31 protein-coding genes are annotated in these 23914 nt (G+C 52.8%); 18 read left to right on the top strand and 13 right to left on the bottom strand.

Annotation, left to right across the window (positions count from 1 at the left end; all coding sequences use genetic code 11):
• Window positions 1–16 precede the first annotated feature (16 nt).
• The 8 genes from J4G78_RS01690 to J4G78_RS01655 all read right to left on the bottom strand — a co-directional run bounded on the left by J4G78_RS01690 (window position 17) and on the right by J4G78_RS01655 (window position 2933).
• Window positions 17–283: a hypothetical protein gene (locus J4G78_RS01690; RefSeq protein ID WP_207988165.1), complete on the bottom strand. Its 267-nt coding sequence runs from the start codon at window positions 281–283 to the stop codon at window positions 17–19.
• Window positions 283–543: a hypothetical protein gene (locus tag J4G78_RS01685; RefSeq protein ID WP_243457181.1), complete on the bottom strand. Its 261-nt coding sequence runs from the start codon at window positions 541–543 to the stop codon at window positions 283–285. The genes J4G78_RS01690 and J4G78_RS01685 overlap by 1 nt, the downstream gene beginning before the upstream one ends.
• Before the next feature lie 10 nt (window positions 544–553).
• Window positions 554–874: a hypothetical protein gene (locus J4G78_RS01680; protein ID WP_207990323.1), complete on the bottom strand. Its 321-nt coding sequence runs from the start codon at window positions 872–874 to the stop codon at window positions 554–556.
• Window positions 874–1173 carry a hypothetical protein gene (locus J4G78_RS01675; RefSeq protein WP_207988164.1) on the bottom strand — a complete coding sequence of 100 codons (300 nt, stop codon included), beginning with the start codon at window positions 1171–1173 and terminating at the stop codon, window positions 874–876. The genes J4G78_RS01680 and J4G78_RS01675 overlap by 1 nt, the downstream gene beginning before the upstream one ends.
• Window positions 1174–1200: 27 nt before the next feature.
• On the bottom strand, window positions 1201–1581 hold the full coding sequence (gene pspC / locus J4G78_RS01670; RefSeq protein WP_207988163.1) for an envelope stress response membrane protein PspC: 381 nt from the start codon (window positions 1579–1581) through the stop codon (window positions 1201–1203).
• Between the two features lie 2 nt (window positions 1582–1583).
• Window positions 1584–1883, bottom strand: coding sequence for an envelope stress response membrane protein PspB (gene pspB, locus J4G78_RS01665; RefSeq protein WP_207988162.1), 300 nt, complete (start codon window positions 1881–1883; stop codon window positions 1584–1586).
• Window positions 1883–2566 carry a phage shock protein PspA gene (pspA, locus tag J4G78_RS01660; RefSeq protein ID WP_207988161.1) on the bottom strand — a complete coding sequence of 228 codons (684 nt, stop codon included), beginning with the start codon at window positions 2564–2566 and terminating at the stop codon, window positions 1883–1885. Before pspA ends, pspB begins: the two co-directional genes overlap by 1 nt.
• A 184-nt stretch (window positions 2567–2750) precedes the next feature.
• Window positions 2751–2933 carry a hypothetical protein gene (locus tag J4G78_RS01655; protein ID WP_207988160.1) on the bottom strand — a complete coding sequence of 61 codons (183 nt, stop codon included), beginning with the start codon at window positions 2931–2933 and terminating at the stop codon, window positions 2751–2753.
• 167 nt (window positions 2934–3100) lie between these two features.
• On the opposite strand from J4G78_RS01655, the gene pspF reads away from it, so the two are divergent.
• The 3 genes from pspF to J4G78_RS01640 all read left to right on the top strand — a co-directional run bounded on the left by pspF (window position 3101) and on the right by J4G78_RS01640 (window position 6327).
• On the top strand, window positions 3101–4150 hold the full coding sequence (gene pspF / locus J4G78_RS01650; protein WP_207988159.1) for a phage shock protein operon transcriptional activator: 1050 nt from the start codon (window positions 3101–3103) through the stop codon (window positions 4148–4150).
• Between the two features lie 104 nt (window positions 4151–4254).
• Window positions 4255–5613, top strand: a complete 1359-nt coding sequence (locus J4G78_RS01645) for an acyltransferase family protein (RefSeq protein WP_207988158.1) — start codon at window positions 4255–4257, stop codon at window positions 5611–5613.
• 108 nt (window positions 5614–5721) lie between these two features.
• Entirely contained in the window at window positions 5722–6327 is a 606-nt protein-coding gene (locus tag J4G78_RS01640) for a superoxide dismutase (protein WP_207988157.1), read from the top strand.
• Window positions 6328–6487: 160 nt separating this feature from the next.
• On the opposite strand, the gene ispZ is transcribed toward J4G78_RS01640, so the two are convergent.
• The 5 genes from ispZ to J4G78_RS01615 form a co-directional block, all read right to left on the bottom strand.
• Window positions 6488–7123 (bottom strand): septation protein IspZ, encoded by a 636-nt coding sequence (gene ispZ, locus J4G78_RS01635; protein WP_207988156.1) that lies wholly within the window; start codon window positions 7121–7123, stop codon window positions 6488–6490.
• On the bottom strand, window positions 7120–8049 hold the full coding sequence (ftsY, locus tag J4G78_RS01630; protein ID WP_207988155.1) for a signal recognition particle-docking protein FtsY: 930 nt from the start codon (window positions 8047–8049) through the stop codon (window positions 7120–7122). The genes ispZ and ftsY overlap by 4 nt, the downstream gene beginning before the upstream one ends.
• Window positions 8046–9311 carry a tRNA (N(6)-L-threonylcarbamoyladenosine(37)-C(2))-methylthiotransferase MtaB gene (gene mtaB, locus J4G78_RS01625; RefSeq protein WP_207988154.1) on the bottom strand — a complete coding sequence of 422 codons (1266 nt, stop codon included), beginning with the start codon at window positions 9309–9311 and terminating at the stop codon, window positions 8046–8048. Before mtaB ends, ftsY begins: the two co-directional genes overlap by 4 nt.
• Window positions 9308–10126 carry a diaminopimelate epimerase gene (dapF, locus tag J4G78_RS01620; protein WP_207988153.1) on the bottom strand — a complete coding sequence of 273 codons (819 nt, stop codon included), beginning with the start codon at window positions 10124–10126 and terminating at the stop codon, window positions 9308–9310. The genes mtaB and dapF overlap by 4 nt, the downstream gene beginning before the upstream one ends.
• A 91-nt stretch (window positions 10127–10217) precedes the next feature.
• Window positions 10218–11873 carry a putative bifunctional diguanylate cyclase/phosphodiesterase gene (locus J4G78_RS01615; RefSeq protein WP_207988152.1) on the bottom strand — a complete coding sequence of 552 codons (1656 nt, stop codon included), beginning with the start codon at window positions 11871–11873 and terminating at the stop codon, window positions 10218–10220.
• Window positions 11874–12163: 290 nt separating this feature from the next.
• Here J4G78_RS01615 and ffh point away from each other — a divergent pair, with 290 nt between their 5' ends.
• From ffh to J4G78_RS01540, 15 genes are all read left to right on the top strand, one after another.
• On the top strand, window positions 12164–13627 hold the full coding sequence (ffh, locus tag J4G78_RS01610) for a signal recognition particle protein (RefSeq protein WP_207988151.1): 1464 nt from the start codon (window positions 12164–12166) through the stop codon (window positions 13625–13627).
• Between the two features lie 43 nt (window positions 13628–13670).
• Window positions 13671–14234: a 30S ribosomal protein S16 gene (gene rpsP, locus J4G78_RS01605; RefSeq protein ID WP_207988150.1), complete on the top strand. Its 564-nt coding sequence runs from the start codon at window positions 13671–13673 to the stop codon at window positions 14232–14234.
• A 12-nt stretch (window positions 14235–14246) separates the two neighbouring features.
• The gene (gene rimM / locus J4G78_RS01600) at window positions 14247–14726 is read left to right on the top strand and encodes a ribosome maturation factor RimM (RefSeq protein WP_207990321.1); all 480 of its coding nucleotides are present in this window, start codon (window positions 14247–14249) and stop codon (window positions 14724–14726) included.
• Entirely contained in the window at window positions 14723–15013 is a 291-nt protein-coding gene (locus J4G78_RS01595) for a hypothetical protein (protein ID WP_207988149.1), read from the top strand. The genes rimM and J4G78_RS01595 overlap by 4 nt, the downstream gene beginning before the upstream one ends.
• On the top strand, window positions 15010–15756 hold the full coding sequence (gene trmD, locus J4G78_RS01590; protein WP_207988148.1) for a tRNA (guanosine(37)-N1)-methyltransferase TrmD: 747 nt from the start codon (window positions 15010–15012) through the stop codon (window positions 15754–15756). Before J4G78_RS01595 ends, trmD begins: the two co-directional genes overlap by 4 nt.
• Window positions 15753–16181: a 50S ribosomal protein L19 gene (gene rplS / locus J4G78_RS01585; RefSeq protein ID WP_207988147.1), complete on the top strand. Its 429-nt coding sequence runs from the start codon at window positions 15753–15755 to the stop codon at window positions 16179–16181. Before trmD ends, rplS begins: the two co-directional genes overlap by 4 nt.
• Window positions 16182–16369: 188 nt before the next feature.
• On the top strand, window positions 16370–17395 hold the full coding sequence (locus J4G78_RS01580) for an aspartate-semialdehyde dehydrogenase (RefSeq protein ID WP_207988146.1): 1026 nt from the start codon (window positions 16370–16372) through the stop codon (window positions 17393–17395).
• A gap of 85 nt (window positions 17396–17480) precedes the next feature.
• Entirely contained in the window at window positions 17481–18464 is a 984-nt protein-coding gene (locus tag J4G78_RS01575) for a beta-galactosidase (protein WP_243457180.1), read from the top strand.
• Window positions 18465–18537: 73 nt separating this feature from the next.
• The gene (locus J4G78_RS01570; RefSeq protein WP_207988145.1) at window positions 18538–19185 is read left to right on the top strand and encodes a 2-hydroxychromene-2-carboxylate isomerase; all 648 of its coding nucleotides are present in this window, start codon (window positions 18538–18540) and stop codon (window positions 19183–19185) included.
• 182 nt (window positions 19186–19367) lie between these two features.
• Window positions 19368–19817 (top strand): GFA family protein, encoded by a 450-nt coding sequence (locus J4G78_RS01565; RefSeq protein ID WP_207988144.1) that lies wholly within the window; start codon window positions 19368–19370, stop codon window positions 19815–19817.
• Entirely contained in the window at window positions 19814–20260 is a 447-nt protein-coding gene (locus J4G78_RS01560) for a GFA family protein (RefSeq protein ID WP_207988143.1), read from the top strand. Before J4G78_RS01565 ends, J4G78_RS01560 begins: the two co-directional genes overlap by 4 nt.
• Entirely contained in the window at window positions 20260–20706 is a 447-nt protein-coding gene (locus tag J4G78_RS01555; RefSeq protein ID WP_207988142.1) for a GFA family protein, read from the top strand. Before J4G78_RS01560 ends, J4G78_RS01555 begins: the two co-directional genes overlap by 1 nt.
• The gene (locus tag J4G78_RS01550; RefSeq protein WP_207988141.1) at window positions 20706–21467 is read left to right on the top strand and encodes an alpha/beta fold hydrolase; all 762 of its coding nucleotides are present in this window, start codon (window positions 20706–20708) and stop codon (window positions 21465–21467) included. The genes J4G78_RS01555 and J4G78_RS01550 overlap by 1 nt, the downstream gene beginning before the upstream one ends.
• A 14-nt stretch (window positions 21468–21481) precedes the next feature.
• Entirely contained in the window at window positions 21482–22009 is a 528-nt protein-coding gene (locus tag J4G78_RS01545) for a hypothetical protein (protein WP_207988140.1), read from the top strand.
• A 57-nt stretch (window positions 22010–22066) separates the two neighbouring features.
• On the top strand, window positions 22067–23884 hold the full coding sequence (locus J4G78_RS01540) for a M2 family metallopeptidase (protein ID WP_207988139.1): 1818 nt from the start codon (window positions 22067–22069) through the stop codon (window positions 23882–23884).
• Window positions 23885–23914: the final 30 nt, after the last annotated feature.

The raw sequence follows: 23914 nt of genomic DNA, 5'->3' as shown, positions 1-23914 counted from the left end.
CCAATTTCTTTTTTGCTCAGCTATCTCTGAGCTTTGCTATTTCACTTTCCAATTCACGTGCGCCGCGCTCATCTGTTACGATTTTTTCCAATGTCGCGACGCGCTCTTTCAGATATTTCATGTCTTCTTGCATGCGCCTGCCATCGTCGCTTTCGGGTGTATTTTTACCGAGCAGCATGAGTTCTTTCTGTTTATCCACCATCTTGCTTTGATGTCGTGTCCAGATCCAAAGGCCGCCAAGACCGAAAGGAGCCAGGGGGATGAGCAAAGCTAACCAATCCATCAGTTCAACTCCTTCACTTCAGGCGTATCGCGAAGATCTTCAATCTGACCCGCTAGATCGAATCCTTTGTCGGTTACAATCCGTTCGAGCACACGGACGCGCTGTTCCAACTGTTCATTATTGACGGCATATTGGGCTGCTTTTTCCGCGGAAATCTCGGACTGCATCTTCAGCATCTTTTGCTGATGACTGGTCCAGATTGCGAATACGCCCACGCCAATGCCAGCAAAGGGGATCATGAGAGCCAAATATTCTACCACAATAATCTCCTCAGTTCTTCGTCGAGCGCAAGGCTTCGATTTCGTTGGTCAGTCGGTGGCTGTCATCGGTGACAATTCGCTCAACATTGGCCAACCGGTCTTTCATCGAACCGATTTCGGCGCGCAATTCTGCGTTTTCGTTGGTTAGCAACTTTACCCGTTCTACTGCTTCCGCATCGGTTTTCGGGTAAACCGCTTTGCCCCACTGGTTTTCAAGTGGATAACCATTTTTTATCCGCATCCAAGTCGTTGCCACCCAGCCTATTGTTATGGCTGTGCAGGCAAATCCAAGAGGCCACAAAATTGAGGGGTTCGCTAAAATGGCGTCCATCATCCCTTCTCCCTTAGAGCTTCTATTTCATCCGCTGTCCGTTTGGCAGGATCGGTTGCAATCCGTTCCAAAACGGCCAGACGTTCCTGCAGTCGATCAATCTTACCGACTAATTCTTCATTTTCGGTAGAGAGCAACTCGATCTTGCGCTCGGCGTTCGGGTCGCCTTTGTCAGTCGTTCCGCCCCATTCATTCTCCAGCGGATAGCCATGTTTGGCCCTAACCCAATTGTTGATGATCCAACCAACATAGCAAACTGCGATGATAGCGATGACAAATCCGGGTCCACCCCAATTCATACCATTTCTCCCTAATTCCAGTGTTTCTTAGCGTAGTTGCTCAATCTCGTTCGAGAGCGCGCTGTTGTTGCTTGTGTAATATAATTCCATGTCGGCCAGGCGGCGGTCTATCTCGCGAAACCGTGATTTCACATCACGTGCCGTGCGGCGCGGTGATTGACGGACGCCTTGCCAGAATTTTAGCTCCTCTGGATCGCCATAGAGTTCGAGCGGTTTGGCATCAGCTGATTTCGCGGCGACCCAATAGGCGATTAACGTCCAGGGAAATGCGAAAGTAACTGTCGCTATAACCGCAGCGATGCGAACCCAGATCACGTTTATTCCGGTGTAATCTGCTATCCCGGCACATACTCCGCTCCACTTCGCGCGCTGCTTATCGAGATAAAATTTGGTGCGTGTCGAAGCCATGATTAGCGCCTTTCTTTTTTCAGAAGATTGTCAAAATTTTCGAGTGTTGGTTTGGGATCATTGCTGGCATTGGGTAGCGCAGATTGGCGCCAATCGGGATTGTCAGCTGCCATGATCCGCTCAATCGTCTCCATGCGGTCGTCAAGCCGGCGAGCCATGCTGTGCAATTCGTCTAGCAATTGTTCATCTTCATTGGTGATGGTCGCTGCGGTTTTCCACTTTGTTACATAGTGGAAGATTATCCACGGCAAGCCGATGAACAGCATGCCGACAACAAATATCGGTACGAGTATATTTTCCATTATTTGTCACCTTTCTGGCTTGATTTATTCAGGGCCGCCTTCATGGCTTCCAGTTCATCATCAACCTTGTCACTGCTTTCCAGAGCAGCAATCTGATTTTCTAACGTATCCGGCTCGCCGCCCATGGTGAGGGCATCGGCCCGGCCTTCAGCCTGGTCCACCTGACGCTCCAGATATTCAAATTTTGAAAATGCATCATGGACCTTCTCGCCATTGTACATTTCGCGAATTTTGTAGCGGTTCTCCGCACTTTCGAGGCGATTGACCAAGCTGCTCTGGCGCGACCGCGCTTCCTGCAATTTCTTCTGCAGCTTGGCGATATCACCTTCCGAAGCCCGTAGCGCGTCATCAAGCACCTGAATTTCCACGGTCAACTGTTCGGCCATGTCGGACGCCTTCCGTTTTTCGATCAGCGCGGCCTTGGCCAGATCTTCACGATCCTTTGACAGCGCGAGCTGCGCTTTCTCATTCCAGTCTTCGGTCAACTGGTTCAGCTTATCAATATGCCGGCGCATTTCCTTTTGATCGGCGATCGTGCGCGCCGCAGAAGCGCGGACTTCGACAAGGGTTTCTTCCATTTCCAGGATGATCATGCGGATCAATTTTGACGGATCTTCCGCCTTGTCCAGCATGTCTGTGACATTGGCAGCGATGATATCGCGTGTTCTTGAAAAAATACCCATGGTTAAACTCCGGTAGTTGCTAGCGTTGTGCCTGGAATGGTTCGAACGTTCAGGCTGGTCTTTGTAAAAATTAGCGTCTTCATAAAATTCGTCATTTTCAATAAATTCTACATCTTCAATCTGGAAAGGTGGCCGGGACTTGACTTCGGCAAGGGGAATGAAGGAGTCCCGGCCATTTCGCCTGTCACGCCTTATAGCTGACAGTTGGGGAAATTGTACCATCTTCGGAGACGGTTGGGCCTTGTGCTTCGGCAGGGCCCACGGCGCTGATCAAAATCGTCATACTGAATAGCAAGACAGAAACGATCGCAGAAACATCGGTTCTGCTCAAATTTGCCAATTTGCCTGTTTTCGTAGTTGCTGACATTTTGTCCTCCATTTCGTCGATCTCAAGTCCCTTGCGGGTTCGGAACTAACATTGCAGGAGGTGTGCCAGTTTTATAAACTACTGAAAAATATAAATATTTTAAAAAAACAGCAAAATGAATATGGTATTAATTGCTATTTAATGGGAATTTGCACTATATATTAGGCATGGAACGCGAAAATCAATTTATTGGGGAGTCCGGGGCTTTTCTCGATGCAGTCGAAAAGGCAAGCCGCGCGGCCGCGCTGGACCGTCCTGTCCTTGTTATCGGGGAGCGGGGCACAGGTAAAGAGTTGATCGCAGAGCGTCTTCACCGTTTGAGTATGCGGTGGGACGGCCCCCTGGTTACCCTAAACTGTGCAGCTATGCCCGAAACGTTGATTGAGGCGGAGTTATTCGGCCATGAAGCTGGGGCTTTTACCGGGGCCACGAAAAGCCGGGTTGGACGTTTTGAGGAAGCCGATGGTGGTACATTGTTCCTCGACGAATTAGGTACTTTATCGTCCGCCGCTCAGGAACGTTTGCTGCGCGCCGTAGAATATGGTGAGATCACCCGAATTGGATCTTCAAGACCGCAGCGGGTCGATGTTCGGATTGTGGCCGCAACCAACGCCGATTTGCCGCAAATGGCTGAGGAAGGCTCGTTTCGGGCGGACTTGCTAGACCGTTTGTCTTTCGAGGTCGTAACACTGCCACCGCTTCGCTATCGCGAGGGTGATGTCCCGGTGCTGGCCGATTATTTCGGACGGCGCATGGCCGCTGAATTGGAATGGGAGCAATGGCCGGGATTTGGCCAACTGGCGTCTGAGGCGCTGGCCCGCCACCAATGGCCAGGCAACGTCCGTGAGCTGCGCAACGTGATCGAACGTGCTGTCTACCAGTGGAGCGATTATTCACGGCCTGTGGATCATATCGTGTTTGATCCGTTTGAATCGCCCTGGAAGCCGAAAGTCATACCTTCACGGCAAGCGCAATCCAGTGATGCCGAAAAAGCACCTGAAAGTATCGACGCGGAACCAGCGGCGACCGCCGTTGCTGCTGAACCGGCTTATGCGACGGTGGATAATATGAAAGAAGCCGTTGAAGCCTATGAAAAGCGCATATTGGAGGCGGCCTTGGCTAAATCGCGTTACAACCAGCGACAGACCGCCAAGGCGCTTAAATTGACCTATGATCAACTGCGCCATTCTCTGAAACGCCATGATCTGTTGGGATAGCTTTTTATTAGCATTACGCTTTTAACCTAAGGATGCGCTGTCCTTGAATCGGGCCGTGCAGTGAATATCTAAATAGCTGTAACTTTGGGATGTGAGGGCAGTATATGGCTGAGCGCGGCGAAACGGCGGCGAAACCGACTCTTTGGTCCCGAGCGGAAGATATGGCCCGCAAAGCTCCGCCAGAGCGTAACCGCTATGTCGATTTTCTACGCGCCTTTTCCATTCTTGCTGTTGTTATCGGGCATTGGTTGGTTGCGGCCCCCTATATTGATAATGGTGTTGTGCAAGGCGGCCATTTGCTTGGTATCTTGCCGTGGACGCAATGGCTGACTTGGGGTTTTCAGGTGATGCCGATCTTCTTCCTCGTGGGCGGATTTTCTCATGCTTTGTCATGGTCGGCCAACCAGCGAAAAGAAGGAAGCTACGCCGGTTGGTTCACGGGCCGTTTGCGCCGTTTGATCAATCCCGTCTTGCCGCTCTTTCTGATTTGGACGGCTTTTGCCTTGTTTGGCACAGCCATGGGTGTCGACCGCAAGATTGTCGAGCTTGCCACGCAATTGGCCTTGATACCGGTCTGGTTTCTCGCGGTCTATCTGATGGTTGGTGCCGTCGTGCCGATCACGCATGCCGCTTGGAAAAAATACGGCATGGTCTCCTTTTGGGGCTTGGTTGCTGGTGCGATAACCATTGATGCGGTAACTTTTGCGTTGAACATACCCTATGTAAATTTTGTGAACTTTGCCTTCATCTGGCTGGCTGTGCACCAGCTTGGTTACGCATGGAGCGAAGGCTATTTCGCTAATACCAAACGGGCGCTTCTTTGGGGCATGGCTGGCCTCACAGCGCTAGCACTATTGGTCGGTTTCGGTCCTTATCCGGTCGCTATGATTGGTGTGCCAGGCGAAGAGGTGAGCAATAGCATGCCGCCAACCATTGCCTTACTGGCTCTGGGAATTGCACAGACCGGTTTTGCTTTGGCTTTGGAACCTGCCGCTCGCCGGATGCTTGATAGCATGAAGATCTGGACGGTTGTGGTGCTGATGAATGGCATGATTATGACCACGTATCTATGGCACCTCACCGCCTTCGTTTTGGTGATGGTTGCTGCTTGGCTGCTGGGCGGAATTGGTCTGGAAGTCGCGCCTGGAAGCGGCGCATGGTGGTTGGCGCGTCCGATCTGGTTTGCGCTCTACATAGCAGCTCTATTGCCGATGATCATGATCTTCGCAAAATATGAGCAAGCCGGCACGGGCGGGCAGGGCGACAGAGCGGATCTGCCGCATTGGCGGCTAATTGTCGGTTTACTGTTCGTTTGCGCTGGCTTGGCTGCCACTGCTGCGATTAGTATTGCCAGTCCGCTGGGCGTTACCGGTGTGCGGCTATGGGTAGTGGCAATGCCCTTTATTGGCGCAGCGTTTATCGGCTTTGGCCCGGCACATAAGTTGGCGCGGCGGCTGAAATAAATATATAGTCTGTCTACCGGCATATGTTCTTAAAGGCAGTTGATCCTGCATCCTTTTGACACCATATGCGTTGTCTGAAAGTCATTCCAACTATGGAGAAATTTCGCGATGTCCTTTGAACTTCCCACGCTGCCTTACGCAAAAACTGCTTTTGGAGAACTGATCTCCGAGGCGACTTTCAACTTCCACCATGGCAAACATCACAATGCTTATGTGACCAAAACCAATGATGCGATCGATGGTACAGATCATGCAGACAAGAAATTGTCAGAGATTATCAAGGCCGCTGACGGCGGTCTGTTCAACAACGCGGCACAGGTTTGGAACCACAGCTTTTACTGGTTGTGCCTCAGCCCTGAAAAAAAGGAAATGCCAGCGGAATTGAAGAGCCGCATCGAAGCCGACTTTGGGTCTGTCGAAGAATTTAAGGAAAAGTTCAAAGCTGAAGCGACCGGTCACTTTGCGAGTGGTTGGGCTTGGCTGGTGCTTAATGGCGACAAGCTGGAAATCACATCCTTGCATGATGCCGACAGCCCGGTCGCGCATGACATGAAGCCACTGCTGACCATCGATGTCTGGGAGCATGCTTATTATCTCGATTATCAGAACGCGCGGCCAGATTATGTTACAGCATTGCTCGACAATGCGATTGATTGGGATTTTGTTGCCCAGAACCTCGACGGTGAAGGCGTAAGCCGCGCTGACCAAGGCTAAAACGGACCGTGCGCCCCTGCGCAGGCAGGGGCTCATCTCCTTCAACGCGGAATAGCTGGATTGACTATAATTGTGTTACAGCCCTGGATTTAAGCCATTCAGGATATTGGGCTGTAGATAATCGGACACGAGATAGGCCCCTGCCTGCGCAGGGGCACATTCACTTCGTTTCTTCGGCTTCTTCATCATCTTGGCCTAGGTCCAGACCGTGCCGCATCAGCATCGGCACATTGGCGATGGCGAAGACGAATGATAATATCGTGATGCCCCATACTTTCAGCGTCAACCACAGATCAAAGGTCAGGAAAAGGCGCATAGCTTCGTTGAGAACAGCCATGGCGACAAAAAATATGGCCCAATTCCTGGACAGTTTGAGCCAGCCTTCATCGGACAGCCCTTCATAGGCGGCTTCCAGAAGATATTTGAGCATCGCCTTGCCGCGCAACAAACCCACGCCCAATATCACCGCAAAGCCAAGATAAATTATCGTCGGCTTGATCTGAATGAAGCGCGGGTCGTTAAAATAAATCGTCAATGCACCAAAGCCGATCACGAGAACGGCCGAGAGCCAGAGCATGGGCGATATCTTGCCCAGTTTCCATTTGGAGACGATCACAGCGATCACGATCGCAACCATGAAAGCAGCCGTGCCGTAAATTGCTGAGAGGACCGGATTATCGCCGGGAACAGCGAATTTATAGGTTAGAAAAAAGACCAGCAAAGGTCCAAAATCGAGCGCAAAGCTCAACCCCTTATGCTCTTTTTTCGGTTCTACATTGACGACGTCATCACTCATTCTTCTATTCCTGCTATGGCCGCTGCCAGATCATTGGCGTCAAACGGCCGTAAATCTTCAATCGTCTCACCCACACCAATCGCATGGATAGGCATTTCAAATTGCTTGGCCGCCGCAACCAGCACACCGCCGCGTGCAGTTCCGTCGAGTTTGGTCATGATCAGGCCGGTCACTTTTGCCACTTCTTTGAACACTTCAATTTGCGACAAGGCATTCTGTCCAGTGGTCGCGTCCAAGACCAAGACGACATCATGGGGTGCTTCGGGATTAAGCCTGCCCAGTACCCGCCTGATCTTGTCGAGTTCATCCATTAATTCTGTACGGTTTTGAAGCCGCCCGGCTGTATCGACAATTAACACGTCAATGCCGGTGGCAGTGGCCTGTTTAACGCCTTCATAGACGATACTGGCGCTATCACCGCCTTCTTTCCCGCTGATAATCGGGACGCCTAAACGCTCCGCCCAGACTTTTAGCTGTCCAATAGCCGCGGCCCGAAACGTATCGCCAGCGGCCAGCATGACTCCATAATCCTGCTCAAGAAACAGATGTGCGAGCTTCGCAATAGTCGTCGTTTTTCCCGAACCATTGACCCCGATCACCAATATCACTTGCGGACGGGGAAAGGCATCAATCTCCAATGGCACTGCAACAGGCTCCAATATCCCGGCAATCTCCGACTGGATGATCTCACGGACCGCATGTTCGCTAAGTCCTTTCTCAAACCGCTCGTTGGAGAGTTTTTCACGGATAGAAGCAGCCGTAGCGGGGCCAAGATCCGAAATGATCAATGCATCCTCGATATCATCGAGGGTCGCCTCGTCGAGCTTGGCCTTGGTCACAAGGCCGGTTAGATTTTCGGTCAGTCGACCCGATGTCTTGCTGAAGCCGCCAAACAGACGGTCCTTCCACCCCGGTTTTTCACTCATGCAATTTTTCTTCCGATCAGGGCCCGGCCATCGGACTCAATGATTTCTACAGGGATGATTTGGCCTTCTGGCATGATTTCTTCAAAACTAATATGGGCAAAATTCTCGGCATATCCAGCTTTGCCGCTCAATTCGCACAGAACATTTTGCCGCGTTCCGACAAGGCTATTGCGCCAGATATGCGCCTTTTCGGTGATCTTTTGCCGTAAGAGCTTGGCCCGTTCTTTGATCACCGCCCCATTTACCTGCGGCATTTTTTCAGCCGGTGTGCCTTGCCGCGGCGAATAGGGAAATATATGACCATGAATGACGTCGCATTGGTCGATAATATCCAGGCTGTTGGCAAACATCGCGTCCGTTTCCGTAGGAAAACCGGCAATGATATCCGCTCCGATGGCGATTTCAGGACGTTTTTCTTTTAGCCGCGCCACCAATTCTATGGCTTGTTCGCGGCTATGACGGCGTTTCATCCGCTTGAGAATCATATTATCGCCGGATTGCAGCGACAGATGCACATGCGGCATCATCCGATTTTCGCCGGTCAGGATATCAAACAAGCGCTCGTCAATCTCGACGCCATCGACTGAAGATAATCGCAATCGTTTCAGATTAGGCACATGTTTCAAGATACGTTCTACCAGCTGTCCAAGACTTGGATTTCCGGGAAGATCCGGACCATAGCTGGTGACATCAACGCCGGTTAGCACGACCTCGTTAAAGCCCTTGTCAACCAGGTCCTGCACCTGTTTCACCACTTGCCCGGCAGGTACAGACCGGCTGTTACCACGGCCGTAAGGAATGATACAGAATGTGCAGCGATGGTCGCAGCCATTTTGCACCTCGACAAAGGCGCGCGAACGCTCGCCAAAGGCGCTGACCATGTGCGGCGCTGTTTCCTTCACCTGCATGATATCGGATACACGGATATCCGACCTGTTTGTCTCAAGCCCGAACTTGAAACTATCGGCATCATATTTGTCGAAATTCCCAACCACGCCAGATGTTTCGGGCATATCGGCAAACATATCAGGATCAACCTGTGCCGCACATCCCGTTACCACAACCATTTTATCAGGATTGTCCCGTTTGGCCCGCCTGACCGCTTGGCGGGTCTGGCGCACCGCTTCATTGGTCACTGCACAGCTATTGACGATGACGAGCTTGTCCGCGTTGACTTTGGATCCATTGATAGTCTGGCGAATGGCTTCGCTTTCGGCGATATTCAGGCGGCATCCCATGCTTATGATATCTGGACCGCTCATCCAAAATCGTCCCAGTTGGCTTCACCGGAAAAAACATAAGTGGTCGGGCCCTGCATCATGATGGAGCCGCCGGCCTGCCAAGACAGGATCAGCGTTCCGCCAGGAAGGTGAACATTTACCGGGCTTTGCACCAACCCGCGCTTGATCGCTGCGACAGCCGTTGCGCAAGCACCGGTTCCGCAGGCGCGGGTCAGGCCAACGCCGCGCTCCCATACCCGCAAATGGATATCAGCATCTTTTATATGTGCGACGTTCACATTTACACGCTCTGGAAACAAAGGATCGACTTCGATCATCGGGCCCAATCGGTCCAGTTCGACTGCATCGCTGTTCTCTACGAAAAAGATGACATGCGGATTGCCGACGTTGACGGCCGCCGGATCCTGCAAATCCTCCCAACCAACCGGCATGTGCAGGGTATCCATGGCATAGGCGAGGGGGATAGAGTTCCAGTCGAAACCGGGTGCGCTCATATCGACAATTGCACCTTCGTCTGTAACATGGCCAGAGATCATGCCACCATCAGTTTCGATGGACGTTCCGTCACCGAGAAGTTGCACAACACAGCGGGTAGCATTTCCGCACGCCTCAACTTCGCCGCCATCAGCGTTGTAAATCTGCATGCGGACATCGGCTTTGTCCGAAGGTTTCAAGATAATGAGCTGATCGCAACCGATGCCATGATGCCGATGGGCGATAGCCGCGGCCTTGTCTTTGGTCATCGTCAGCGTTTTGGAAAAATCGGGCGCACGCGCATCAATAATGACAAAGTCATTGCCCAGTCCATGCATTTTATGAAATTGCCCGCGTGTCATGATGGGCGATTTAGGGATGCAGGCTTGCCAAGTCCAGCATTTCGAACGCCAACGAGCGATCAGTCAATTCTGATCGCTGGTTTTTCAGTGCCTAACTGGCTTTTCGCTGAGTTTCGGCCAGTGGCTCGATATTATCTTCAACAGCCTTCTCAACGACGGTTTCCGATTGTGCTGGTAGCAAATTCCGCTCAGTCAGTACCTTACGCGTTTGCTGTGTGGAAAGCGGTCGTCCATAGTGCCAGCCTTGACCTTTGGAACAGCCGATATTGCGCAGTTCGTCTTCAATGGCTTTGTCTTCGATACCCTCTGCGGTAATCGGCATACCAAGACTTTCACCAAGACCAGTAATGGCTTTGACAATGGCCGCGCTTTCGGAGTTTTCCAGGATCGATGTGACGAAACTGCGATCAATCTTGATCCGGTCAAACGGCAAGGCGCGAAGGTGAGCCAGTGAACTATAGCCGGTCCCGAAATCATCAAGAGCGATACTAATGCCTTGGTTTTTAAGACTACCGACGATGGATTGAGCAAGGCTCAGATTTTCAAATAACGAGCTTTCCGTTATCTCAATTTCAAGCCGATTGGGCTGGAAACCCGTTTCCACAAGCAGCTTGACGATTTTCTGGGCGAGCCAGGGGTCGAGCAACTGTACCGGTGAAATATTGACCGCCACGGTCAGGCTTGGATCCCAATGTTTGGCATCTTCAAAACATTGGCGCATAACGCTGAGCGACAAATCGCCGATCATGCCCGTGTCTTCTGCAATAGGAATGAATACTTCCGGCGAGACTAAGCCCTGCGTGGGCGATTCCCAGCGCGCGAGCATCTCAAACCCCGTCAACTTGCCGGTCGCAAGGTCAATTTGCTGCTCATAATAGGGCACAAATTCACCCGCTGGAATGCCGCTGCGCATTCCGGATTCTATCGTATTACGGGTCTGCAGCTCTTGTTCCATCGAAACATCAAACCAACAGAAGCGATTCCGGCCCTGTTTTTTCGCGCTATACATGGCAATATCGGCGCGGCGCATAAGCACATCGACGTTTTCTGTTTCGTAATCGAAACGCGACATGCCGATTGATGTGGTGACGACCAGATGATTGCCGTTTTCGACGATCGGCATTGCAATGCTGTCAATCAGGTCATCGGCGATACGATCGACCAGTTCCGGTTGATCCGGGTCAAAGATAAACGCACAAGCAAATTCATCACCGCCGAGCCGCGCCAATAAATTATTTGGCGGAATAACTTTCGAAATGCGGGCGGCGACTTCTTTTAACACGATGTCACCGGCGCTGTGTCCGTGCACATCATTGACTGTCTTGAAATTATCGAGGTCCAGCATCAAGAAAGCAGTGCTTTTGTTCTTGCGCTGAGCCGTTGCGATCATTTCTGCAGTTTTCTCGGTCAGAGTCCGGCGATTGAGAAATCCCGTCAGAGGATCGGTAACGGCAAGAGAATGGGCCAGCTCTTCTGCTGCGGTCCGTTCCACCACTTCTGCGGAAAGATCGCGATAGCGCCGCCAACCGAATAATATCAGAGCGATATTCAGCAAAAATGCCGAAACCAGCATCTTGTCCGTGCCGCCGCCATATCCGGAAAGAGAGGCAATGGCTTCGGTGAGAACGGTACCTCCGGTCCCGACAAACATCAAAATCGCGAAAATGACGATCAAGCTTGTTAATACATCACGCCGCGCTGATACGGCATGCTTGTTGATCAACTTTACGCTATTTTCTTCCGACATAATTTGCCCCATGACGGTTGTCCCACAAAATTCATTGTGCCTATTGCCTTAATAATCCTCAATTTCTCGTTAAGATTGCCTAATTTAGGGGATTTAGAGGGTTGCGGGGCGGCAGAAGATCGACTAGTGGCACGGCAAATGGCGAGACATATCGTTTCGTGTTTCAGTTTCGAGTTCAAAAACTCACACGTCGGTTAGCGAGGTTTCGCCCACCGGCGTTTTTTGCGTTGCTTGGTTTTTTGGTTTAGTTTTGAGCTGATTTCAGCTGGTTTGAGAGAAAGGAAGACGCCATGTTTGACAAGTTAAGCGACCGGCTCGGCGGCGTCTTTGATAAGCTGCGTGGCCGCGGCGCGCTCAAAGAGGAAGACGTCCGCGCAGCGATGCGGGAAGTTCGGATTGCGCTGCTTGAAGCCGACGTAGCGCTTCCGGTTGTCCGCGATTTTGTCGAGAAAGTAACCGAACAGGCCGTTGGCCAGTCGGTCCTCAAGTCGATTACGCCGGGTCAGCAGGTCGTAAAGATCGTCAATGACGGCCTGGCCGATATGCTGGGTGCCGAGGTCAGCGGCCTTGAGCTGGCAGTCACGCCACCAGCGATTATCATGATGGTCGGTCTGCAAGGTTCCGGTAAAACGACCACGACGGCCAAGATCGCCAAGCGACTGAAAGACAAAGAGAATAAGAAGGTCATGATGGCCTCGCTCGATGTTAATCGTCCGGCGGCGCAAGAACAGCTGGCGGTGTTGGGCCAGCAGATTAGTGCCACAACCTTGCCGATTGTCGAGGGCCAGCAACCGGTTGAGATTGCCAAACGCGCGCTGCAAGCTGCGAAATTGCAGGGCTTCGACGTGTTGATGCTCGATACGGCAGGTCGTCTGCATGTCGACCAGCAGTTGATGGACGAGATGAAGGCGGTTGCCGATGTCTCCAAACCGCAGGAAACCTTGCTGGTTGTCGATGCGCTGACCGGTCAGGATGCGGTGAACGTTGCTTCCAACTTCTCAGAGCAAGTCGATCTCAGCGGTGTGGTCCTCACCCGAATGGATGGCGATGCACGCGGCGGCGCGGCGCTTTCCATGCGGGCTGTTACCGGCAAACCGATTAAATTTGTCGGTGTTGGTGAAAAAATCGACGCGCTGGAGGAGTTTCATCCAGAGCGTGTTGCGGGCCGTATCCTGGGCATGGGCGATGTGGTCAGCTTGGTCGAAAAAGCGGCACAGGTTGTCGATAAGGAAGAGTCCGAAGCTTTGGCCGAGAAAATGGCCAAGGGGCAGTTTGACTTGAATGACTTGCGTTCGCAGCTGCGTCAGATGACCAAAATGGGCGGTCTAGGCGCGCTGGCCTCAATGATGCCGGGCATGAAAAAGGCCAAGGCAGCCATGGCCGGCGGCGCGATGGACGACAAGGTTCTGCTGCGGATGGATGCGATTATCGGGTCCATGACCAAACAAGAGCGGGTTCGCCCGGGATTGCTCAACGCGAAACGTAAAGTACGGGTCGCAAAAGGCTCTGGAACCACGGTGCAGGATGTCAATAAACTCCTGAAAATGCATCAGGAAATGTCCAAGGCGATGAAGAAGATCAAGAAAATGGGCGGCATGAAGGGCCTGATGTCAATGTTTGGCGGAGGCGGCGGTGCTGCTGGCGCGGGCATGGGCGGTCAAAATGGCGGTATGGGCGGCATGCCCGGACTGCCGGACATGTCCCCCGGCGGATTGCCACCGGATTTGGCAAATTTATTGAATAAGAAGAAATAGTTTTAGAAATACCATTTATTAGATTGTTTTAGAAAGGTTTATTATGTCAGTAGCAATGAGAATGGCCCGTGGTGGCTCCAAGAAACGTCCCTATTATAAAATCGTGATCGCGGATATCCGCGCACCACGGGACGGCAAGTTTATTGAGCGTATCGGGAGCTATAACCCGCTGCTCGCCAAAGATGACGAAAAGCGTGTTATTCTGGATCTGGACCGTGCGAAACATTGGTTGAGCGTTGGCGCCCAGCCTTCTGACCGTGTTGCCCGCTTCCTCGACGCTGCCGGATTGATGAAGCGCGAAGCGCGGAACAACCCAAATAAAGCCAAGCCTGGTGAGAAAGCCACTGAGCGTTTGGAAGAAAAAGCCGAAAAAGCGGCTGCTGCAGAGGAAGCTGCCAAAGAAGCCGCTGCCGCTCCTGCCGAAGAAGCACCAGCTGAAGAAGCTGCAGCGGAAACACCGGCAGAAGAAACACCAGCCGCTGAAGAAGCAGCTGCTGAAACACCGGCTGAAGACGTGAAGGCCGAAGAAGCGCCTGCTGCGGAAGAAAAGCCTGCGGAAGAGGCTCCTGCTGCAGAAGAAGCGACCGAAGAAAAGTCCGAGGGTTAATCCTTGGCCAAAATTGATCCGGACACGTCTGTCCCCCTTGCCGTCATTATTGGCGCGCATGGGGTGACGGGCGAGGTCCGGCTCAAGCTATTTTGTGAGACTTTGGACAGTCTCAAGCAGCATAAAGCCTATAATGATGGTGCCTTGACGCTCAAATCCGTCAAGCCGCATAAAATGGGCGCGATAGCCCGATTTGCTGAAATTACCGATCGCAATGCAGCAGAGGCCGCGCGCGGCACCGAACTGGCCATCCCCCGCTCATCTTTGCCGGCGCTGGATGAGGACGAATTTTACCATATTGATATCATTGGCCTGCGCTGTGTCTCCGACAATGGCGAGGAACTAGGCAAGGTCTTCGCCATCTATGAATTTGGCGCGGGCGATGTCATCGAGATTGAACGTGCCAGCGGCAAGAAATTCATGATTCCGGTCGGCGCCATCGATATGCGCAACGATCCGGCAATTGTCCTGTCGGATTTTGTCGAACCATGACCGGGCCGATTGTCTTTATCGCAATAATCGCGATAGTGGTTGCTTTCCCAGCTGTTGCGGGCTGGAAGCTCAGCCAAAAACGCGATCAATTTGTTCGTATGGCCAATACGATATTGGCAGGACAGCTTATCCTGACGCCGGGGATGGCATTAATCGCCTTTTCGGAAGATCGTGCCAATGATGAAAATCCGGTACAGACCGTGGTGATATACGCAGCCATGGCGCTGGTCATCTCAATCATGACCTTTACGATCATGGAGATCCGGAAAACGAGCCAGGGTAAATGACCTTCACCGCCCAAATCCTCACCCTCTACCCTGAAATGTTCCCCGGCCCCCTCGGCACATCGCTCGCGGGCAGGGCGCTGGAAGAGGGCAAATGGGCCTGCAACCCGATCCAGATGCGCGACTTTGCCACCGACAAGCACAAGTCGGTAGATGACACGCCGGCGGGTGGCGGTGCGGGTATGGTTTTGCGGGCTGACGTCATGGCGTCAGCAGTGGATCATGCGCTGGGACAGCAGCCGGATGCCCCGATCCTCGCGATGACACCCCGCGGAAAACCGCTAAAACAGGCGCGTGTCCGGGAATTGGCTTCCGGTCCCGGCGTCACCATCCTCTGTGGTCGTTTCGAGGGATTTGACGAGCGAATATTCGACGCTCGGCCAATTGAACAGGTCTCAATTGGCGATTATATCCTTTCTGGCGGAGAAATGGGTGCTTTAGTGCTTTTAGACGCTTGCATTCGGCTGCTTCCCGGGGTAATGGGCGCGTCTTCTAGCGGAGATGATGAAAGTTTCGAAACCGGACTTTTGGAATATCCGCAGTTTACCCGGCCTCAGAAATGGGAAGGGCGTATTATCCCTGAAGTCTTGCGATCGGGGGATCATGCGAAAATAGCTGCTTGGCGGAAACAAAGGGCAGAGGAAGATACACGGCTAAGGCGGCCCGATTTATGGGAGCATCACAGGGATGCTCCGGATCAGTCGCCCTCTGGTGCGCGAGGACAGAAAAAGGAAGATCGGTCATGAACCTGATCCAGACACTTGAGAAAGAAGCTGTAGAAGCATTTGCAGCCTCTAAAGAAATACCGGAATTTCGCGCTGGCGACACGCTGCGCATTGGTGTGCGCGTTGTTGAAGGCGAACGCGTTCGTACCCAGAATTTTGAAGGTGTGTGCATCGCACGGACCAATCGCGGCATGGGCTCCAACTTCACCGTAAGAAAGATTTCTTTCGGCGAAGGTGTCGAGCGTGTGTTCCCGCTTTACTCCCCTAACATCGAAAGCATTACCGTGGTTCGCCGCGGTGTTGTTCGTCGTGCGAAACTTTACTATCTGCGCGGCCGCACCGGTAAACGGGCCCGCATTGCGGAACGTCGTATCAATCAGCCAGCGAAGACAGCCGAGACGAAACCGGCAGAAAAGCCAGCTGCAAAGGAAGCAGAAGCGAAATAAACCACGCTTCATAAGAAACACAGGCAGCCGGTTCTCCCAAGAAGGATTTCCGGCTGCTTTTATTTTGGCACCACCGTCACCCTGAACTTGTTTCAGGGTCCATCCAAAGTCTAGAAGCCAGTTTCAAGAGTGCCAATGGATGCTGAAACACGTTCAGCATGACGCGGTTAAAAGGATCGAGAGAGCAAATGGGTTACAAAGTTGCCGTTGTTGGTGCGACCGGAAATGTCGGGCGCGAAATGCTGACCATCCTCGCCGAGCGCGAATTCCCGATTGATGAATTGGCGGCCGTGGCGTCTTCGCGGTCGCAGGGCACCGAGATTGAGATTGGCGATACCGGCAAGATGCTGAAGGTCCAGAATATCGAGCATTTCGACTTTTCTGGCTGGGACATGGCGCTGTTTGCTGCGGGTTCCGGTCCGACCAAGGAATATGCGCCCAAAGCGGCGGCTGCTGGCTGTGTGGTGATCGACAATAGCTCGCTCTACCGGATGGACCCTGATGTGCCGCTCATCGTGCCGGAAGTGAACCCGGATGCCATTGCGGGTTATAAGGCACGCAATATCATCGCGAACCCCAATTGCTCGACCGCGCAAATGGTTGTGGCGTTGAAGCCGCTTCATGACGCCGCGACAATCAAGCGCGTTGTCGTGTCGACCTATCAGTCCGTATCCGGTGCCGGCAAAGGCGGTATGGATGAGCTTTTCGAACAGTCCCGCGCCATTTTCGTTGGTGATCCGAAGGAAAACCAGGTCTTTACCAAACAGATTGCGTTTAACGTCATCCCGCATATCGATGTTTTCCTTGATGACGGTTCGACCAAGGAAGAGTGGAAAATGGTCGTCGAGACGAAGAAGATTCTCGATCCCAAGATCAAGCTCACCGGCACCTGCGTGCGCGTACCGGTTTTCGTCGGTCACAGTGAAGCAATCCACATCGAATTTGAAAATGAAATCTCGGCCAAAAAAGCCCAGGAAATTCTTCGCGAGGCGCCGGGCATCATGTTGGTCGATAAGCGTGAGGACGAAGGCTATACCACCCCGGTTGAATGTGTTGGCGACAGCGCCACCTATATCAGCCGCGTCCGCGAAGACCCGACCGTGGATAACGGCCTGATCATCTGGTGCGTATCGGACAACCTGCGTAAGGGTGCGGCTTTGAATGCCGTGCAGATTGCGGAATTGCTGGGGCGCAAGCATTTGCAAAAAGGCTAAGTCATTCGGCCAGCTCTATTGGTCGCACCAATATTGAAAATGTAACAAAACTCCTTCAATCGCGGCATGATTAGGGAGTTTTTGTATGATCCATGGGTTGATTCGTGCCGCCTGCCTTTTTATCTTTGCGCTTAGTTTGCCTTACTCGGCCATAGCGAGCGCAATCACAAAGCCAGCCCCCGAAAACTGGATATTCATTGGCGGGGACAGTCCTGCTGACCATCTCGATCTGTTGAAGCGCCCCGATATTTCAGGCGTGCAGGTGATCCATAGCTGGAAGTCGCTGGAGCCCGAGAAGGAGCGCTATGATTTCTCACGCATTGATCGCGATCTGGCGTTGCTTGCGCCCTTGGGAAAGAAGCTATTCCTACAAATACAGGACCGCTTCTTTTTTCCAACGCACCGGAATATTCCCGATTATGTTTTGACCGACCCGATCTATGCTGGCGGACTTGTTCAGCAGGATGATAATGCCGGGGAAGGAAAAGAGAAGGGATCTGGCTGGGTAACAATACAGTGGAACCCAGAGGTGCGAGCGCGATATCAAAAGCTTTTGAAGGCGCTTGGCGATAAATATGATGGAAAGGTGTTTGGTATAAACCTTCCCGAAACCGCTATAGAGGTCCAGAAAAATCCTGACAATCGCGGTTTTACCTGTGATGCCTATTTTGATGCTGAGATCGAAAATCTCGGGGCAGCGAAACAAGCCTTTCCGACTTCCCATGTCGTTCAATATGTCAATTTCTGGCCGTGTGAGTGGAATAATGACCGCAAATATATGGAGCGGACGTTCGACTTCGCCAAGGCCAACGGCATCGGGCTAGGCGGGCCGGATATCATCCCGTATCGCCGGGGCCAGATGAAAAACTCCTATCCGTTTTTCAACAAATATCAGGATGAATTGCCGCTCATCGCTATGGCTGTGCAGGGACCAACCCTGACCTATACCAATCCCAGGACCGGTAAAAAGTTCACTCGGGCGGAGTTTCAGGATTATGCGGCAGACTATCTTGGTGTGGATATTATTTTCTGGACCGTGAAGTCGTCTTGGCTGCAGGAAAACCCCTAACCGGTTCTTGGCTTGCCATAAACCATTCCGCCAACCATAAGAATGCGAAACAGCGCATAGCGGGGAGCGGATCATGACTTTAGAAGCAGATGTATATTGGTCCTTCCGGTCTCCCTATAGCTATCTTGCAACCCGCCGTTATGTGGCGCTAACGCAGGATTATGATCTCAAAATCAACCAGCGTTTTGTCTATCCGCTGGCGATCCGGGTGCCGGATTTTTTTGAGAAGAGCCATCCCAATTGGATTGGTTATACGTTTCGCGATATTTTTCGGTTGGCGCAGTTTATGGATATTCCAATGGCACCGCCCAATCCCGATCCGATTGTGCAGGATATTGCGACCCGCAAGATTGCCGCGGATCAACCGCATATCTTTCTGCTGACCCGGATGGGCCAGGCAGCATCACGGCGCGGCAAGGGGCTGGAATTTGCCGATGAAGTTTCGCGCCTGATCTGGGGCGGCGTGCAGGGCTGGAATGAGGGCGATCATCTGGAACAGGCGGCGGCGCGGGCCGGGCTTGATCTGGCAGAGCTGAAAGTCGAGGCTGAGTCCCATGCAGAAGAACTGGACGACGAGATAGCGGATAATCAAAAGGCTCTGGAAGCCGCCGGCCATTGGGGGGTGCCGACCTTGGTTTTTGAAGGCGAACCCTTTTTCGGACAGGACCGGGTCGAGCTGGCCGTCTGGCGAATGCAACAGAAGGGATTGGCCAAGCGTTGATATTTTGCGCTTTCCTACATGATCGAAAACACATAGCCTTGTCTGATGGTAAATTGGTTCTCTGCTTCTACTCGGTTCAACGGCTATGATATTCGGTTCAACCGAATTTCACCCCCATTTTGCGTATATTTTGTATAAATTGAGGGCGGCAGTCTGACTGGCAAGAAAAGAGAGACTCGCTAATGAAAGACACACTGACTGGCGGATGTTTATGCGGCGCAGTGCGCTATGAACTGCGACCTGGTTTTCGTATGCGTCCCTATGCCTGCCACTGCACAGATTGTCAGCGCCGAACCGGAAGCGCGTTCAGTCTGCACATGGGGATCATGGCAAAGGACCTGACCATCGACGGGGAGTTGAACGAGGGGAAATTCCTGCAGCCCAGTGGGGCGATCAGCACCATAACAGGCTGCGCGAAATGCATGAGCCGTATCTATGCCGCCCACGACAAAAGACCGGGTCTGGCCAGTATCCGCGTCGGCACTCTCGACAACAGCAAGACTATGAGCCCTGCTGCGCATTTCTGGGTTTCGAATAAACAGCCGTGGATCACTATTCCCGAGGGCGTTCCAACCCTCGAAACCCAACCGCAGTCCAGCGAAGAGTGGCTGCAATATGTCGGTCCCAAATGACTGATACCTATGCCGGAGGCTGCCAATGCGGTGCGGTGCGCTATCGGCTCAGCGGTTCGATACCGCCCGCTTATGCCTGCCATTGCGGGGAGTGCAAGAAGCAGAGCGCAAGCGCCTTTTCAATGTCCATTCCCTTGGCCTATGATGCTTTGACGGTGACCGGCACGCCGAAAGTTTTGGAAACCGTCGCACATAGCGGGAAACCGAAATATAACTATTTCTGCGGCGATTGCGGCACGCGGCTGTGGCATAGCGGGAGCAATCCACCGACGGCGATAACGCTGAAGGTCGGGACCTTGGATCACTCGGGAGACATCGCACCCGTCGGCCATTTATGGGTTTCCAAAAAGCAGGCTGGCATCATGCTCGACCCGAAAACCGATCAATATCAGACACAGCCGGACGATGTACTCGCCTGGCGCAATAATTTGGGGCAGCGGTAATGGCACAAACTAAGAGCGGCGGTTGTCAATGCGGTGCTGTCCGTTATCAGGCCGAAGTGGAACCGGATGAAGCGTATCTGTGCCATTGCCGGATGTGTCAGAGAGCGACTGGCGGAGTATCCATAGCGTTTGTCAGTCTAAAAAAAACGGACAGACAATGGAGTAAAGGTAAACCGGATTATTTCAAAAGCTCACCCATCGCTCGGCGGCCCTATTGTCGAAAATGCGGAACGCCTCTGGGTTTCGAATTTGAGGACGGGGAATATTGCGATCTGACCATAGGGTCTTTCGATGACCCTTCGGACTTTAAACCGAAACATCATTTCGGCGTCGAGAGTCTTCACGAAGCATGGATCGACACATCAGGTCTGCCCCGCAAGCGCGCTGATGATTATAAACCACTCGTTGATCGTTGGATGAACGCAACCGGAAAGATACCTGACTGATGACGCTTAATTCGAGCTGGGACTTCTCCTCCTTTGACGGGGTGAAACTGAAAATACATGAAATCGGACAGGGAAAGCCTGTCATCCTGCTCCACGGGCTTTTCTCCAATGCAGAGACCAACTGGATCAAGTTCGGTCATGCCGGAAGCCTAGCGGAGGCGGGTTTCCGGGTGATCATGCCTGACCTGCGCGCCCATGGCCAAAGCGAGGCACCGCATGATGCCGACGCTTATCCGGACGATGTGCTGATCAAGGATGCCTTGGCGCTCATCGATCATCTCGATCTCCCGGAATATGATCTGGGCGGTTTCTCGCTGGGTGCTCGGACAACCGCGAAACTGCTCACCACCGACATTACGCCGGGAAAAGCCATCCTTGCGGGCATGGGCTTGGAAGGCTTGGCGGGATGGGATAGGCGGCAGGGCTTTTTCCTGGAGGCCATCGAACTGCGCGACACGGCAAAGCGCGGTGATCCGCACTGGATGGCGATCCAGTTCATGAAAAGCCAGAAAATCGATACCGTCGCTGCTGCACATTTGCTCAAGACATTTTCGGATATGCAGCCAAAGGCGATCGAGACAATCACAACGCCGACATTGGTTCTTTGCGGATCGGAAGATCGCGACAATGGCGATCCCGACGCGCTGGCGGACCTGTTACCGAATGGACATCATATCGCGGTGCCCGGCACGCATATGAGCAGTGTTACAAAACCGGAAATGGCACAGGAGATGCTGCGGTTTTTGAGCGGGGAAATATAGGGGAGAACAAAACAATGCCGCGATATCTAAACTGGCGTAATTTCTGGATTTTCTGGCTCGGCGGACTGGCGGTATTCCTGTTCAATGTGCTGACCAGCGGGCCGCTGATCACCGACGTAGCGCCAACCGGGATCCTTGATCACCAAAGCGCGGCGACGGCCGAACGGGTCGATGCCATACAGCAAAGCTGGGCAGCGGCGGGACAGATGAACTATGCCGCATGGTCGATGGCCACCGATCTTGTGTTCATCGGTCTCTACACTATTGGCGGGATAATTGGTGGTCGGCTGCTATGGCAGGAAGCACAGTCGCCATCGCTTAAAAAGCTCGGCCTGTTCATGGTGCTGACCTATTTTCTGTTCGGCCTGTTCGACTATATCGAAACGCTCAGCCAGATCACACAGGTTCTGCAGGAACAAGGTAGCGACACGCTGGCCGGTATCGCTGCTTTCGCACGACCGCCGAAAATTGCGACCTGGATTATCGGCACGATCGGCATGATCGCCGCGCTGCTATGGCGCAGACGGGAAAGACGCGCTTGACGGTTCCGGGATAAAGTTTCAATTCATACCAAAATAAAAAGCCACAGAGGATATATCATGAAAACTGCCGCTTCGATCATCGCCCTGGCCGCCATTGCTGTCAGCGCGCCCGTTTATGCCCAAGATGAAGGGGCAAATCCAACCGCCGAAGACGCCAAGAAATTTGTTGATGAAACCGAAAAGAAGATGTTCGATTTCTCGCTTGATGCGGCGCGGACATATTGGATTAATTCTACCTATATCAATGAGGATACCGACGCGCTAGCGGCCAAAATTGGCGCGGAAAGTACAACCATGTCGGTGCAGGCCGCCATTGATGCTGCCAAATATAACGATGTCCAGGGGCTGGATGCCGTGACCACGCGTAAGCTTGACAAGCTGCGCGGCGGCATTGTGCTTCCCGCGCCAACGACCGAAGGCGCAGCCACCGAACTCAACACGATCGCGACCAAGCTGAACTCGGCCTATGGCAAAGGTAAAGGCACCTTGAACGGCAAAGAGATTAACGGCTCCGACATCGAAGCCGCCATGGGCACCAACCGCAATCCGGACGAACTTTCGGAAATGTGGGAAAGCTGGCACAGCAATGTCGGCGCGCCGATGAAGGATGATTATGCCCGTATGGTCGAGATTGCCAATGAAGGCGCCAAAGAATTGGGCTTTGCCGATGTCGGTGCCATGTGGCGCTCCGGCTATGACATGCCGGCGGATGATTTTGCCAAGCTGACCGATAAGCTATGGTCTCAGGTCAAGCCGCTGTACGACGAGCTGCATTGCTACACGCGCGACAAGCTCAATGAAAAATATGGCGATGAAGTGCAGGCCAAAACCGGCCCGATCCGTGCCGACCTGCTCGGTAATATGTGGGCACAGGAATGGGGCAATATCTATGAAATCGTCGCTCCCGAAGGCGCTGGCGATATCGGCTTCGACACGACCGAATTGTTGAAGGCCAAAGGCTATGATGCCATGAAAATGGTCAAGGCTGGCGAAGGGTTCTTTTCTTCTTTGGGTTTTGAGCCGCTGCCCGAAACATTCTATACCCGCTCGCAATTTACCAAGCCGGCGGACCGCGAAGTGGTCTGTCATGCCAGTGCCTGGAATATCGACAATGTCGACGATATCCGGATCAAGATGTGCATCAAGGTGAATGGCGATGATTTTGTCACCATCCATCACGAGCTCGGCCATAACTATTATCAGCGCGCCTATAACGACAAGAGCTATCTCCATCTCGATGGTGCCAATGACGGGTTTCACGAAGCCATTGGTGATATGATTGCCCTGTCGATCACACCGGAATATCTGGTGCAGGTTGGCCTGTTGGACGCGGACAAGGTGCCAAGTGAGGACAAGGATGTCGGTCTGCTGCTGCGTCAGGCGATGGACAAGGTTGCGTTCCTGCCCTTTGGTCTTTTGGTCGACAAATGGCGCTGGCAGGTTTTCTCCGGCGATATTCAACCGGCAGAATATACACAGGCATGGCATGATCTGAAATTGCAATATCAGGGTATCACGCCGCCGGTTGATCGGCCCGCCGAAGCTTTTGACCCCGGCGCAAAATATCATATCCCGGGCAATACACCTTATTCGCGCTATTTTCTTGCGCGGATCCTGCAATTCCAATTCTACAAAGCCGCCTGCGACGCCGCCGGCTGGGAAGGGCCGCTGCATCGCTGTTCCTTCTATGGCAACCAAGAAGTCGGTGCGAAGCTGAACGCGATGCTGGAACTCGGCGCATCCAAGCCTTGGCCGGATGCCCTGGAAGCCTTTACCGGCACGCGCGAAATGGATGGGTCAGCAATGATCAGCTATTTTGAGCCGCTGATGGATTGGCTGAAAAAGGAGAATAAGGGCAAATCATGCGGTTGGTAGGCATTAAAAAACCGGCGGGAGACATATGCT

The organism is Parasphingorhabdus cellanae (assembly GCF_017498565.1).
Lineage (GTDB): Bacteria > Pseudomonadota > Alphaproteobacteria > Sphingomonadales > Sphingomonadaceae > Parasphingorhabdus > Parasphingorhabdus cellanae.
Note: the sequence above shows the minus strand (reverse complement) of the source record. Positions and strands in the feature narration are given on the sequence as shown.

Excerpts from the sequence above, each read along its gene's own strand:
- J4G78_RS01595 (WP_207988149.1), top strand. The coding sequence starts at position 14,723 with ATGACCGGGCCGATTGTCTTTATCGCAATAATCGCGATAGTGGTTGCT.
- mtaB (WP_207988154.1), bottom strand. The coding sequence starts at position 9,311 with ATGAGCGGTCCAGATATCATAAGCATGGGATGCCGCCTGAATATCGCC.
- J4G78_RS01545 (WP_207988140.1), top strand. The coding sequence starts at position 21,482 with ATGCCGCGATATCTAAACTGGCGTAATTTCTGGATTTTCTGGCTCGGC.
- J4G78_RS01675 (WP_207988164.1), bottom strand. The coding sequence starts at position 1,173 with ATGAATTGGGGTGGACCCGGATTTGTCATCGCTATCATCGCAGTTTGC.
- ffh (WP_207988151.1), top strand. The coding sequence starts at position 12,164 with ATGTTTGACAAGTTAAGCGACCGGCTCGGCGGCGTCTTTGATAAGCTG.
- trmD (WP_207988148.1), top strand. The coding sequence starts at position 15,010 with ATGACCTTCACCGCCCAAATCCTCACCCTCTACCCTGAAATGTTCCCC.
- J4G78_RS01690 (WP_207988165.1), bottom strand. The coding sequence starts at position 283 with ATGGATTGGTTAGCTTTGCTCATCCCCCTGGCTCCTTTCGGTCTTGGC.
- J4G78_RS01655 (WP_207988160.1), bottom strand. The coding sequence starts at position 2,933 with ATGTCAGCAACTACGAAAACAGGCAAATTGGCAAATTTGAGCAGAACC.
- ftsY (WP_207988155.1), bottom strand. The coding sequence starts at position 8,049 with ATGAGTGAAAAACCGGGGTGGAAGGACCGTCTGTTTGGCGGCTTCAGC.
- pspA (WP_207988161.1), bottom strand. The coding sequence starts at position 2,566 with ATGGGTATTTTTTCAAGAACACGCGATATCATCGCTGCCAATGTCACA.
- rpsP (WP_207988150.1), top strand. The coding sequence starts at position 13,671 with ATGTCAGTAGCAATGAGAATGGCCCGTGGTGGCTCCAAGAAACGTCCC.
- J4G78_RS01680 (WP_207990323.1), bottom strand. The coding sequence starts at position 874 with ATGGACGCCATTTTAGCGAACCCCTCAATTTTGTGGCCTCTTGGATTT.
- ispZ (WP_207988156.1), bottom strand. The coding sequence starts at position 7,123 with ATGAGTGATGACGTCGTCAATGTAGAACCGAAAAAAGAGCATAAGGGG.
- dapF (WP_207988153.1), bottom strand. The coding sequence starts at position 10,126 with ATGACACGCGGGCAATTTCATAAAATGCATGGACTGGGCAATGACTTT.
- J4G78_RS01570 (WP_207988145.1), top strand. The coding sequence starts at position 18,538 with ATGACTTTAGAAGCAGATGTATATTGGTCCTTCCGGTCTCCCTATAGC.
- J4G78_RS01615 (WP_207988152.1), bottom strand. The coding sequence starts at position 11,873 with ATGTCGGAAGAAAATAGCGTAAAGTTGATCAACAAGCATGCCGTATCA.
- J4G78_RS01560 (WP_207988143.1), top strand. The coding sequence starts at position 19,814 with ATGACTGATACCTATGCCGGAGGCTGCCAATGCGGTGCGGTGCGCTAT.
- pspB (WP_207988162.1), bottom strand. The coding sequence starts at position 1,883 with ATGGAAAATATACTCGTACCGATATTTGTTGTCGGCATGCTGTTCATC.
- J4G78_RS01540 (WP_207988139.1), top strand. The coding sequence starts at position 22,067 with ATGAAAACTGCCGCTTCGATCATCGCCCTGGCCGCCATTGCTGTCAGC.
- pspC (WP_207988163.1), bottom strand. The coding sequence starts at position 1,581 with ATGGCTTCGACACGCACCAAATTTTATCTCGATAAGCAGCGCGCGAAG.
- J4G78_RS01565 (WP_207988144.1), top strand. The coding sequence starts at position 19,368 with ATGAAAGACACACTGACTGGCGGATGTTTATGCGGCGCAGTGCGCTAT.
- J4G78_RS01580 (WP_207988146.1), top strand. The coding sequence starts at position 16,370 with ATGGGTTACAAAGTTGCCGTTGTTGGTGCGACCGGAAATGTCGGGCGC.
- J4G78_RS01645 (WP_207988158.1), top strand. The coding sequence starts at position 4,255 with ATGGCTGAGCGCGGCGAAACGGCGGCGAAACCGACTCTTTGGTCCCGA.
- rplS (WP_207988147.1), top strand. The coding sequence starts at position 15,753 with ATGAACCTGATCCAGACACTTGAGAAAGAAGCTGTAGAAGCATTTGCA.
- pspF (WP_207988159.1), top strand. The coding sequence starts at position 3,101 with ATGGAACGCGAAAATCAATTTATTGGGGAGTCCGGGGCTTTTCTCGAT.
- J4G78_RS01555 (WP_207988142.1), top strand. The coding sequence starts at position 20,260 with ATGGCACAAACTAAGAGCGGCGGTTGTCAATGCGGTGCTGTCCGTTAT.
- J4G78_RS01575 (WP_243457180.1), top strand. The coding sequence starts at position 17,481 with ATGATCCATGGGTTGATTCGTGCCGCCTGCCTTTTTATCTTTGCGCTT.
- J4G78_RS01550 (WP_207988141.1), top strand. The coding sequence starts at position 20,706 with ATGACGCTTAATTCGAGCTGGGACTTCTCCTCCTTTGACGGGGTGAAA.
- J4G78_RS01640 (WP_207988157.1), top strand. The coding sequence starts at position 5,722 with ATGTCCTTTGAACTTCCCACGCTGCCTTACGCAAAAACTGCTTTTGGA.